Genomic DNA, 12,199 nt, shown 5'->3' on the forward strand with positions numbered 1-12,199 from the left:
TTTTTCAAGAGAAACTAGCCTTTTTTTGGAATTAAACAAAAAAAGGAGATCTAAGTCCGGTTTTATTCCTCATTTTTGTTACACCTTTAAACACAACCGTAACAAAAAATATTACCCTGAAGGCTCGATTGTCACCTTGATTTCATGGAAGTCTATGGCCTCATTCCGCCGTGCTTATGTTTACCTTTTTTTAGCTTATGTCACTTGCCTAGTGGCAGGCTCAAAGTTGGTATGGAACTTCAATCATCAATCACTACTTGAAGAGCATCAAGCGCAACTCGACCGATTTTCTAGTCACATTTACGCGAAGTTAGACAAGTATGCCCACTTACCCCAGTTACTTGCCGAAGACCGCGAGCTGACATCTGCACTGTTGCAGCCCGACAATCCGGCACAGATTGATCTAACCAATCGATACTTAGAAGACGTCAATTCCATCATCCAAGCGTCGGACACCTATCTTCTCGATCGTTGGGGCAACACTATAGCCGCGAGCAATTGGAGTTCAAGCCGTACTTTTTTAGGCAAAAACTTTGCTTGGCGCCCCTACTTTTCTGAAGCGATTCAAGGGCAACGAAGTCAATATTTTGCGTTGGGCTCAACGTCTGGTCAGCGAGGCTACTACTATTCGTTTCCTGTTATTTACGCGGCGGAAAACATTGGGGTCATCGTTGTCAAAATGGACCTCTCGGCCATAGAGGGCAACTGGAAAGGAAAGCAGAGTACGTTTGTTGCAACCGACAAATACAACATCGTGTTTATGTCGAGTAACCCTACTTGGCTGTTTAAAAGCTTAACTGACATAAGCAAATCTAACAGGGCGCTCATCACCGAAAGTCGTCAATACTTGGATACCCCGATTCTCTCTCTCGCGTTACATGGAGATCTTACCGCTAAACACTCTGAACTTTGGGAATCCAATCAAGGTGGATTTAAGGGCGTTTACATGGCTTCCAATCGCCCATTTCCTCAGCTGAATTTGACCATCCGAGTACTCACAGAAAAAGTCACCTTGCTGTGGCCAACTTTGAGCTTTGGATTAGTATTAACGCTCCTGTTCGTTATCGCGTTTTTGACCCTTCAACTGACGCATCAAAGACATCAGAAAAAACGCCAATTTGAACAACTGCAATCTGAAGCAAAACAAAAGCTCGAGTTTTTAGTTATGGAGCGAACCTCCGAGCTTCAAGCAGAAATCTTGGAAAGAACTCGCACTGAAGAAGCCTTACGACAAACGCAAAATGAGCTTATCCAAGCGGCAAAACTTGCCGTACTGGGTCAAATGTCTGCGAGTATCAGCCATGAACTGAATAACCCACTCGCGGCAATTCGAAGCTTTGCTGACAACGGAAGGCGATTCTTGACCAAAGAGAAATTTGACCGAGTCGATGACAACTTGGCTCGTATCTCAAATTTGACCGATCGGATGGCAAAAATAAGTAATCAGCTGAAATCGTTCACCCGTAAATCTGATAGCCAAGATGTACAACTTTTGGAACTTGCACCTGTAATCATCTCCGCCAAGGAACTGGTGACCCCACAGATAAAAAGCCATCAAGTCACTTTCAACATCAATATCGAGGGCTTGTCAGCCAAAGTCGATATTAATGCTATCCAGATTGAGCAAGTACTGATCAATCTCATCACCAATGCAGCTCAAGCCGTTGAAGCGTCAACAGAACGTATCGTAAACCTTTCCTATCATCAAAACGATGCTGTGGTATCGGTTTTTATCGATGACAGTGGACCGGGAATCGATACAACGACCGCAGCCCATCTGTTTGAGCCGTTTTTTACCACCAAGAAAAATGGCTTGGGGTTAGGGCTATCGATTTCTCAGCAAATCGTTCAAACCATGAATGGAGAGCTCAGCGTTGGCCAGTCTCCTCTTGGCGGTGCAAGGTTTACTCTGAAATTACACAATAGACTTCAATCCACACAAGCCAATCGCAAGGATACATGTTGATGTACGATGTATTTTTCATTGATGACGAGAGCGACATTCGCATCGCCATTGAACAGAGCTTCGAATTAGAGGAGATTTCAGCCCTCTTTTTCGCCAGTGCAGAAGACGCCATGCTCGCAATAAAGCAACACGGCATGCCTAAAGTCGTCATCTCAGATATTTGCTTGCCTGGTTTATCTGGCGAGAACCTCTTATCGACAGTGTTAAACCAAGATAACGATGTCCCTGTTATCTTGATTACAGGACACGGAGACATATCAATGGCCGTAAACGCACTGCGAAACGGCGCTTACGACTTTATCGAAAAACCTTTTGCTATTGACCGCTTAATTGATACGACGAATCGAGCGATAGAAAAGCGCCAGCTGACCCTCGAAAACCAAGAGCTAAAGCGAAGCCTGAAAGCAAGCCAAACTCTTGGTCCAAGAATTATTGGTGATACTCAATCCATCCAATCGCTTCGCGACACCATTTCTCACATTGCCGATACAAACGCAGACATTTTATTGTTCGGCGAGACTGGAACAGGTAAAGAGCTCTTCGCTCGATCAATCCATGAGCAGAGCTCTCGACGTGAAGCCAACTTTGTGGCTATCAACTGTGGCGCTGTCCCAGAAAACTTGATTGAGAGTGAGTTATACGGACATGAGAAAGGCGCTTTTACTGGTGCCGATGCCACACGAATCGGTAAGTTCGAGCATGCCCAAGGGGGCACCTTGTTTCTTGACGAGATTGAGTCGATGCCAATGCAGGCGCAAATTCGTTTGCTAAGAGTACTGCAGGAGCGCGTGATAGAGCGAGTTGGGTCCAACACTCTGATTCCAGTAGATATAAGAGTGATTGCTGCCACCAAAGTCGATCTTAAGCAAGCCGCCGCCTCCGGAGAGTTTCGTGAGGATCTTTATTATCGCCTAAACGTCGTCACTCTCGACCTTCCTCCGCTTCGACAACGTAAAGAAGACATCCCCGCCCTGTTTCATCACTTTTTACTGGTGGCGGCCGCTCGCTACGGGAGAGCGGCAAATGCTCTACCTGAAGCTGATTTACAGACGCTCATGAGTCATGATTGGCCGGGTAACGTTCGGGAGTTACGTAACAGTGCTGAGCGATTTGTCCTATTGGGTAACCTTGGCCACCTAAACCCAACACAGCCGATTGCCGATTCAATTCCGCTTGCTATCCAAGTCGCTGAGTTTGAGAAAACTCTAATTGAACAAGCATTGGCGAGTAATCACGGTAAGATCAACGAAACACTCGATACCCTACAACTTGCACGCAAAACGCTGTACGACAAAATGCAAAAATATGGGATTGATAAGAACAGTTACAAAACGGAATAGACTCGACCTAAGAAAAGCAAAAGCCCCTAGCCAAATTAATAAGATAGGAGCTTAGTTTTGCTCGTTATTCGTAGCGCGTGAACTGATATACCACGCTTTCTGATGCTCGCTCTATTTGTTGATTGTACTCTTTAAGCGCATTCGGCATAACACCTGGCTGCTTTCTTTCAAGCTGGTAATGAATCCTTACCTGACGATACTCGCCTGAAACTTTTGATAACCAGTTTCCCTCTTCTCCATTAAGCGACAGTGAAAAATCGAATGCCTCATTGTTTACTTTGAGCTCGTCTGGAGTAATTTTCCAAGGTGATGGCAACTCAATCACCATGGTTTGGGCAACTTTGACTGGTCTCCCTATGTAAAAAGGAGTACTGCGCCGTTTCGCTTCTGACACATACACATTTGCACCAATCACGTCTGCATACACCTCAAACTGTGGGTCATCATCTTCATTCAGGTACCACATTTTCTCGATGTCATAATTCTCTGTCATGTACAGTTCATTCTTCATTAAGTCATCGAAATAATAGAATTTCTTAGAAGCAGAGATACCTTCATAGTGTTTGTTGTAGAAGCCTTCAAATTCGTCCATCACTTGCTCAATTGAGTTAGCCGAAAGATAACGCCTCATTCTGTCAGCCTGTTTGCCCTTGTAAGTCGTTTCTACGTGTAGCGTTGAAGCACCATTCTCATGAGAAGCTACTTTAAAGGTGGATGTCGTTTCAACTTGATTGAGGTTATTTGTGTCGATAAGCGTCGGGTAAATTTCACCTTGTTTGATGATCAAACCATAACCAAGCTCAGATTGAGTCATTGTGGCCAGGCTATCCGACAGCTCTGTTTGGGTAGGATCAATCCAAAAGGTCTTGCCCTGAAAATAGAAGGTGACAATAACATGGTTGAATGCGCTATGCCCTGAAGGTTGCCCGGCTAGATGCTTACGGTATACGGTACTCACTAGTGCAGGGTTTGCTTCAATACCCAGCTCCCGCAGCATAGCTGTCAACAACACTGACTTATCTTTACAATCTCCATACCCTTGCTGCAAAGTTTGCTCCGGTTGTCTAGGAGCATGGGAGCCAATACCATTTTCTATCCCCAAATAGCGTATCGATTGCTGAGCAAGTTTAATCGCAGCAATCACTTGTCTCTCTGGGTCTTCAATAGCTTTCAGTTTACTCACTTCAGCAGCAAACTTACTACCTTGGGCGTCTATCTGGTAGTGAGGCAAAGCCCAAGAAACGACATCTGCCCAATTCTCATAGTTATTGATATTGATATATGGGTACTCAATAAACCAATCTGGTTGATCCGCTTCATTTAGATAGCTGTATGAACGACGTGCATCAGAATAAATATGCTCAACAGTTTTACCATCTTGGTTAATTTCAGCTTTTAGGTGTCGGCTGTCACCGTATCGATTAACGGTATATTGGCTATCCTTAGGCGTTAGAACTCTTGCGTAAGTCTTTAGAACCGGCACACTCCAGCCCATTTTTATCCAACGGTCAACTTTGCCATTAAAGACCGGATTCAGCCCTTTAATCGAGTAGCTATAATCAATGATATCCCCTTCTTGAACATCGTTAATCACGATGTAGAAGGTTTCTTGACCACTATAAAGCAACTTTTCTAGATCGACTTCGCGCTTGAATCGCTTGACGTCAATACTAGATAACCGTTCCAAAGGTTTGCCCTCACGCCACACTTTGACATTATGGAGCACCACTTCTTCATAACTAGGATCGAAGTCTATCGCGATTTGAGAGTTGCTCTCTACTCCTTCAGAGTTCACTGCTTGAGTGACGTAACGACTATAAAACGTCGGTGTATTTGATAACGCATTAAACTGATTAGAAACCAGCATGTAGATGCTGCCATCTACTCTATCTTTACGCTGAGCCTGCGCTTCAAATGATTGTTCGACCACCCAACTTGGTACCGGGGAGATTTCTATTTCTTCTGCCTGCACACTACTTATCACTAAAGCAACAAGCCATAACCACTGTCGTTTCATTTAATATCCGTTTTTTGTATTTCTAACTTTTTCATTTATAAAATGAATACTTTGCGCATAGTAATCATTTTCGATTCCCCTCGCCACCCAACTGATTAATTAAACAACGAATAGAACAAAAAAAAGCCCCGCGGTTAAGCGAGGCTAATTCTTGCAAGTCACGTTATTTTGTTATGATCTCAGGTCCCATTAAAGTGGTTGGCAACCATGTCGATACCCAAGGTACATAAGTAACAATAATGAGGAAGAGGAACATAACTGCAACCCACGGCAGTGCCGCTTTCACCACTTGCATCATCGACATCTTAGCGACCCCGGCGGTTACAAATAAGTTCAACCCAACCGGCGGGGTGATCATACCTATCTCCATGTTCACCACCATCATGATACCTAGGTGAATAGGGTCAATGCCGAGTGCAATCGCAATTGGGAATACCAATGGCGCTACGATGATCAACAGCCCTGATGGCTCCATAAACTGGCCACCAATCAAGAGCAATACGTTCACCACAATCAAGAAGGTAATTGGCCCAAGGCCGGCTGATAGCATAGACTCTGTGATCATTTGCGGAATGCGCTCTTCCGTCAACACGTGCTTTAAGATCAAAGCATTAGCGATGATAAACAGCAGCATAATAGTCAGCTTACCTGCATCGTACAGAGTATGCTTTGTGTCTTTATGCACGAACGCTTGGAATACTTTGACGATCGCAGGCTTAGTATTTTTCTTGTCTGCGAACGGCCCCATGTCCTTATAGATAAAGTTCGCGATAAAGAAAGAGTAAACCGCAGCTACTGCGGCCGCTTCTGTCGGTGTGAAGATACCGCCATAGATACCACCGAGGATGATTACTACTAGCAGTAAACCCCAGCTTGCATCTTTCGCCGCAGCAAACATTTCACCCCAACCAACAAATGGCTGTTTAGGTAGATTCTTAATGCGCGCCGCAATGTAGATGGCAATCATTAGCATCACACCGGCAAGCAGACCAGGAATAACACCGCCAAGGAACATACGACCCACCGACACATCGGTTGCTGCGGCGTAAACCACCATGACAATTGAAGGTGGGATCAAGATGCCTAGCGTACCAGCGTTACAAATCACCCCGGCGGCGAAATCTTTCGAATAGCCGTTTTTGATCATCCCTGCGATAACGATACTACCAATCGCGACGACCGTTGCTGGTGAAGACCCAGAAAGAGCCGCAAACATCATACATGCGACCACGGAAGCCATCGCTAAACCGCCTCGGAACCAGCCAACCATTGCAATCGCAAAACGGATAATACGTTTCGCAACACCGCCGGTAGACATAAAACTCGATGCCAGAATAAAGAATGGAATCGCCAGTAAGGTGTAGTGACCAGCAAACGCATTAAATAGGGTTTGAGCGACCGACGCCAACGAGGCATCCGAATGCATCATCAAAAACAGTATACTCGACAGGCCCAATGATACGGCGATTGGCACGCCAATTAGCATAAAGCCAACCACCATTACGAATAGAAACAAAATATCCATGGTTTAGCTCTCCTTGCTCTTATCGTTATTGTCAGAGTTGGCTGCAAATTTAGGCTCCATTGCCTCTCCCGCATCTTTTAACTCTTCTTTGAGCGCTTCTAACTCCTCCTCTGCTTCGTGGCCAGCAATCAGGCGATCAAGCTTACCAGTGGCGATTTGAACGGTGATCTGCGCAAAACGGAATGTCATTAGCGCCATCCCAATTGGCAGCGCCATATAAGGGATAAAGCGTGGCAGTTTTTCATAGCGCTCACCTTCGTTGAGCCAATCGGCTAAAAACTGCAGCATTTCAGGCATTGGAATATCGTCTGTTTCATACCACGCACGCTCTGTCGCAAATGGATACCAATAGTTCCAAGAGCCAATCAAAAGCAAAATAGAAAAGGTCAAACAGCATGCCGCCGCGATGAGTGCGTAAATTCTGCGAAGCTTCTCAGGTGCCAAGTTGATGACGACATCGACACCGATATGAAAGTGTTTTTTCACGCCGTAAGATGCGCCAACAAGCACCATCCATGCGAATAGGAAAACGGTAAGTTCCAAGGCCCAAAGAATATTGTCGTTAAAGACATATCGAAAAATTACGTTAGCAAAAGTGAGCAAAGTCATCGCACCAAGGAAAAAAGCAATCAGCGTTTCCTCGATGGCGTCGGTCACTCTACCTATTCTGGCAAAAATTGACTGTTCCATAGTTACATCGCTTTATAGACCAAACTGGCTAACCAGCTCGGCATGACAGGGAAAGAAAGGCCCTCCTCCCGACAAGAGGGCCAATAGTTAGGGGGATCGTTATAGTTATTTTCAGGTTGACTTAAACCACTACTGGTTTGAAGCTAACGCCGCTTCAATCAAGTCCGAACCGATGTCTTTTTCAAATTTCTTCCAGACCGGTTGCAGAGCTGCTACCCATTGCTGGCGCTGCTCTGGCGTTAACGTGCGAACCTCACCACCCGCTTCAATGATGTTGTTTTTATTCGCAAGGTTAACTTTGGTTGATTCCGCGTTACGCGTTGCCGTCACTTCTTGGATGATGGTGTTTAGCTGGTCGCGTTGGTCTGCTGGAAGGCCTTTCCAGAAGTCGTTTGATGTCACAACAAGGTAGTCCAAAATACCGTGGTTGGTTTCGGTAATGCCGTCTTGTACTTCGAAGAATTTCTTACCGTAGATGTTTGACCAAGTGTTCTCTTGACCGTCGATAACTTTAGTTTGCAGACCGCCATACACTTCTTTAAATGACATTTTTTGCGGGTTTGCGCCAAGTTGTTCAAACTGCGCAACCAAAACATCTGACGCCTGAACACGGAACTTAAGTCCTTTCGCGTCTTCAGGTGAGAGCAGCGGTTGGTTAGCCGACATCTGTTTCATACCGTTGTGCCAAAACGCCAAACCTTGCAAGCCGCGACGCTTCATCGAGTTCTTTAGTTTTTCACCCGCTTCTGAGTTTTGAAAACGATCAACGGCGTCAACGTCTTCAAATAGGAAAGGAAGGTCAAAGATACGGTATTTTTTCGTGAACTTTTCAAACTTTGATAAAGAAGGGGCAGCAAGTTGCACGTCGCCGTTCAATAACGCTTCAAGCACTTTGTCATCATCATAGAGTGTGGAGTTAGGGAAAACCTGCATACACACTTTTCCATTCATCTCTTCGTTAACACGTTGCTCAAGTAATGAAGCCGCAATCCCTTTCGGGTGCTTATCTGTATTCGTTACGTGACTAAATTTAATCACTGTTTCACCTGGGTCACAGTTTGCAGCAGCGTTAAAACTGGTGACAGCAAGAATCGAAACAGATAGTAGGGTCAATGGCTTAAACATTATTATTCTCCTTGTTAATTGGACAACCCCATCACTGGGTGTTGTACCTATACAAGGGCAACTATCAAGCCAACTTTAACATTTGTGTAACTTACCATTATTTAACAAAGAGTTAACAGCAAACGCCTTGGAGATTATGTTTCTCTGCAAACCTCAATTCGGTTTTTTTTGGGTGGAAATCCACTCATTGAAATGAGTCAAATGGGTAGCAATCCACTCGTGTTTTTAGAAACGCAACTAAGGGTGGGAAAATCTGGGTTGAGTGATTGTAAGAGAGAGGAAAACAAGAAAATGTGAGGAGAGGGAGTATGCAAAGGAGACTAAAGCATGCAGTCCCTCCCCTCCATCAAAGTCAGCTACGCGTGCTTACTGCGCTAACTCCTAACTTCCCTTTAAGCATAGTCGCTATCAGGGCTTTTATTAACATCTTTATCAAAAAAGAGCTGGGGATGAGTGCACTCCCAAATCAGGTAGCAAGCCAAACCTGATCAATCCCCCGTGACTTTACTCAGGAGTGCACTCAAATTGACGATCAATTGAAGTCGATACGCTGCTCGGTCTGAGCGTCAAAGAACACCGCTTTGGACAAGTCAAAATGAAGTGGTGCTACTTGCCCGACTTTCACCTCAAACTCTGGAGATAGACGACACGCGACTTCTTGGTCATTCACTTTAATCATCGCAATAGTATCTGGTCCTGTTGGCTCCAACACTTCAAGCTGGAGATTCAACATGGTTGAAGCCGATGAGTCTGGATTTTCAGACTCCGTAATATGCTCTGGACGCAGGCCAATCACAATTTCCTTGCCATCTTGCTCACGCATTGAAGGTGGCAGTTTGATGTGATGCTCTTGATCGTTACTCCCTTTGACCTTAATCACCGGCTGATCGTGGTCATCAAGGTCTACCATGGTCCTAATGAAGTTCATTGATGGAGAGCCCATAAAGCCTGCAACAAACATATTGTTCGGCTTGGTGTAGATCTCATGCGGTGTGCCAAGCTGTTGCAGCTCGCCATCTTTCATCACAGCAATGCGATCGGCGAGCGTCATGGCTTCGATTTGATCGTGCGTTACGTAGACAATAGTGGTGTTGAGCTGTTGATGAAGCCGCTTGATCTGATGGCGCATCTCGACACGAAGCTTTGCATCTAGGTTAGACAACGGTTCGTCAAACAAGTAGAGCTTAGGTCGGCGCGCTAACGCACGGCCCATCGCTACACGCTGTCTTTGACCACCAGATAACTGCGACGGTTTACGATCAAGTAAATGATCAATTTGCAGCATGGTTGCCACGCGCTGTACTTCTTCTTCAATTTCGTTATCTGGCATCTTACGAATCTTGAGGCCAAACGCGATATTTCCGCGCACCGTCATGTTCGGGTACAGCGCGTAAGACTGGAATACCATCGCTATATCACGGTCTTTAGGTTCAACTTGAGACACATCGCGGCCATCAATCACGATCTCTCCACCACTGATCCCTTCTAGTCCTGCAATGGTGTTCATCAAGGTCGATTTACCGCACCCAGATGGGCCGACCAGAATCAAAAACTCACCAGAGTCGATGCTGATATCAATGCCTTTCAGTGTTTCTTGTTCCGCCTTTGGGTACGTTTTGCGGATCTGTTTAAGTTCTAGTGTCGCCATGGTAATTATCCTTTTACTGATCCTGCCGTTAGGCCGCGAACAAAATATTTTCCTGCCAGTACATAGACAAGGAGTGTTGGCAGAGCTGCGATAATGGCCGCGGCCATATCTACGTTGTATTCTTTAACTCCCGTACTGGTGTTAACAAGGTTGTTAAGGGCAACCGTTATAGGTTGTGTCTCCGAGCCTGAGTAGACCACACCAAATAAGAAGTCATTCCAAATTGCGGTAAATTGCCAAATGACCGTCACCATGATGATAGGTGTCGACAGCGGCAATAGGATTTTGAAGAAAATGGTAAAGAAGCCCGCGCCATCAAGTTTGGCGGCTTTAATCAATTCGTCTGGAATGCCAATATAAAAATTACGGAAGAACAAGGTAGTAAAAGCCATACCGTAAATGACGTGAACAATCACGAGCCCCGTTGTGGTGTTGGCCAAACCTAATTTACCAAGCACCGCCGCCATAGGGAGCAAAATCACCTGAAACGGAATAAAGCAACCAAAGAGCAGCAAGCTGAAAAACAGGTTAGAGCCACGAAACTGCCACTTGGTCACAACGTAACCATTAAACGCCCCAAGTAACGTAGAAATAGCTACCGCTGGGATCACCATCTGGAATGAGTTCCAGAAATACCCTTTCACCCCTTCACATTTCACCCCCGTACAGGCGCTATCCCACGCTTTATACCAAGCATCAAACACCCACTCTTTCGGCAGCGACATTAAGTTCCCTGCTTTGATGTCAGGTAGCGTCTTGAACGAAGTTATCACCATCACAAACAGCGGCATCAAATAGACAACACAGAAAAAGATGAGGCATGCGTAAATAAATAGGCGGGCAAAATTCATGTTGTTGGTCATGATTTTTTCTCCCTAAGTTCTGAGTACAGATACGGCACGAGAATCGCCAAAATACCCGCTAACATCATCATGGCACTGGCAGCGCCTAGACCAATTTGACCACGAGTGAATGAGTGTGCGTACATAAACAAAGCCGGTAAATCCGACGAATAACCTGGACCACCAGCCGTCATTGCGGTCACCAAGTCGAAGCTCTTAATCGCAATATGAGAGGTAATGATAACGGCACTGAAAAACACGGGGCGCAAGCAAGGTAAAATGATCTTCCAGTAAATGGTTGGCAGGCTTGCACCATCAATTTGTGCTGCTTTGATGATTGAAGAATCGATGCCGCGTAGCCCAGCAAGAAACATCGCCATAACAAAACCTGAAGATTGCCAAACCGCGGCAATAACCAGTGTATAAACCGACATTTCGGAATCCACTAGCCAATCAAATTTAAAGTCCGTAAATCCCCAATCTTGCATCAACTTCTCGATGCCAAGCCCCGGGTTTAAAATCCACTTCCATGCGGTGCCCGTCACAATGAACGAGAGGGCCATTGGGTAAAGGTAAATGGTTCTGATTGCCCCTTCTTGGCGGATATTTTGGTCAAGCAATATCGCAAGACCAACGCCAAGACCAATCGCAATCAGCATAAATAACAGGCCAAAGATACCTAAATTAGTAATTGAAGTGAGCCAACGATCATTGTCCATCAACTTTTCATACTGAATAAAGCCAGCAAAATTGAAGCTTGGTAGAAAGCGAGAGTTGGTCATTGAAAGTGCAGCCGTCCAAAAAATATAACCGTAGATACACACCACGGTGACTAACATGGTCGGCGCAAGAACGATTTTCGGTAGCCAGCGCTGCAATCTGTCAGCAAAGCTTGGCTTTGGCGCAGACTTATTGGCATACCGAGATACAACATGCTCCATAACGAATCCTTACGTCATCTTATCTAACCTAAATCCGGGTTAGAGATTAAGGAAAGGGCGAATAGGCTCCCCACAAGCCTACTCGCCCTTTGGGGGTGATGAGTG

The 12,199-nt window shown here is 45.4% G+C and carries 9 protein-coding genes; 2 read left to right on the forward strand and 7 right to left on the reverse strand.

From position 1 onward, the window contains the following. Nucleotides 1-154 precede the first annotated feature (154 nt). Nucleotides 155-1,966 (forward strand): sensor histidine kinase, encoded by a 1,812-nt coding sequence (locus tag ACUALS_RS09530; protein ID WP_454448256.1) that lies wholly within the window; start codon nucleotides 155-157, stop codon nucleotides 1,964-1,966. After that, the gene (locus ACUALS_RS09535; RefSeq protein WP_454448257.1) at nucleotides 1,966-3,306 is read left to right on the forward strand and encodes a sigma-54-dependent transcriptional regulator; all 1,341 of its coding nucleotides are present in this window, start codon (nucleotides 1,966-1,968) and stop codon (nucleotides 3,304-3,306) included. The genes ACUALS_RS09530 and ACUALS_RS09535 overlap by 1 nt, the downstream gene beginning before the upstream one ends. A 64-nt stretch (nucleotides 3,307-3,370) precedes the next feature. Here the strand turns inward: ACUALS_RS09535 and ACUALS_RS09540 are convergent, their stop codons facing one another. From ACUALS_RS09540 to ACUALS_RS09570, 7 genes are all read right to left on the reverse strand, one after another. Beyond that, on the reverse strand, nucleotides 3,371-5,323 hold the full coding sequence (locus ACUALS_RS09540; protein WP_454448258.1) for a DUF3857 domain-containing transglutaminase family protein: 1,953 nt from the start codon (nucleotides 5,321-5,323) through the stop codon (nucleotides 3,371-3,373). A gap of 163 nt (nucleotides 5,324-5,486) precedes the next feature. Next, the gene (locus ACUALS_RS09545; RefSeq protein WP_005473339.1) at nucleotides 5,487-6,848 is read right to left on the reverse strand and encodes a TRAP transporter large permease; all 1,362 of its coding nucleotides are present in this window, start codon (nucleotides 6,846-6,848) and stop codon (nucleotides 5,487-5,489) included. 3 nt (nucleotides 6,849-6,851) lie between these two features. Next, complete coding sequence (locus ACUALS_RS09550) at nucleotides 6,852-7,538, reverse strand: TRAP transporter small permease (protein ID WP_454448259.1); 687 nt, start codon at nucleotides 7,536-7,538, stop codon at nucleotides 6,852-6,854. Nucleotides 7,539-7,667: 129 nt separating this feature from the next. Further along, a complete protein-coding gene (locus ACUALS_RS09555; RefSeq protein ID WP_005473321.1) occupies nucleotides 7,668-8,663 on the reverse strand; it encodes a TRAP transporter substrate-binding protein in 996 nt (331 codons plus the stop codon). Nucleotides 8,664-9,195: 532 nt separating this feature from the next. Further along, nucleotides 9,196-10,311 carry an ABC transporter ATP-binding protein gene (locus ACUALS_RS09560; protein WP_331400028.1) on the reverse strand — a complete coding sequence of 372 codons (1,116 nt, stop codon included), beginning with the start codon at nucleotides 10,309-10,311 and terminating at the stop codon, nucleotides 9,196-9,198. Nucleotides 10,312-10,316: 5 nt separating this feature from the next. Next, the gene (locus tag ACUALS_RS09565; RefSeq protein WP_005473363.1) at nucleotides 10,317-11,174 is read right to left on the reverse strand and encodes a carbohydrate ABC transporter permease; all 858 of its coding nucleotides are present in this window, start codon (nucleotides 11,172-11,174) and stop codon (nucleotides 10,317-10,319) included. Beyond that, nucleotides 11,171-12,094: a carbohydrate ABC transporter permease gene (locus ACUALS_RS09570; RefSeq protein ID WP_039627632.1), complete on the reverse strand. Its 924-nt coding sequence runs from the start codon at nucleotides 12,092-12,094 to the stop codon at nucleotides 11,171-11,173. Before ACUALS_RS09570 ends, ACUALS_RS09565 begins: the two co-directional genes overlap by 4 nt. Nucleotides 12,095-12,199 lie beyond the last annotated feature (105 nt).

The sequence above is a fragment of the Vibrio sp. NH-7 genome (genome assembly GCF_053643215.1).

Coding starts and splice junctions, on each gene's coding strand:
- ACUALS_RS09530 (WP_454448256.1), top strand. CDS start 155: ATGGCCTCATTCCGCCGTGCTTATGTTTACCTTTTTTTAGCTTATGTC.
- ACUALS_RS09535 (WP_454448257.1), top strand. CDS start 1,966: ATGTACGATGTATTTTTCATTGATGACGAGAGCGACATTCGCATCGCC.
- ACUALS_RS09540 (WP_454448258.1), bottom strand. CDS start 5,323: ATGAAACGACAGTGGTTATGGCTTGTTGCTTTAGTGATAAGTAGTGTG.
- ACUALS_RS09545 (WP_005473339.1), bottom strand. CDS start 6,848: ATGGATATTTTGTTTCTATTCGTAATGGTGGTTGGCTTTATGCTAATT.
- ACUALS_RS09550 (WP_454448259.1), bottom strand. CDS start 7,538: ATGGAACAGTCAATTTTTGCCAGAATAGGTAGAGTGACCGACGCCATC.
- ACUALS_RS09555 (WP_005473321.1), bottom strand. CDS start 8,663: ATGTTTAAGCCATTGACCCTACTATCTGTTTCGATTCTTGCTGTCACC.
- ACUALS_RS09560 (WP_331400028.1), bottom strand. CDS start 10,311: ATGGCGACACTAGAACTTAAACAGATCCGCAAAACGTACCCAAAGGCG.
- ACUALS_RS09565 (WP_005473363.1), bottom strand. CDS start 11,174: ATGACCAACAACATGAATTTTGCCCGCCTATTTATTTACGCATGCCTC.
- ACUALS_RS09570 (WP_039627632.1), bottom strand. CDS start 12,094: ATGGAGCATGTTGTATCTCGGTATGCCAATAAGTCTGCGCCAAAGCCA.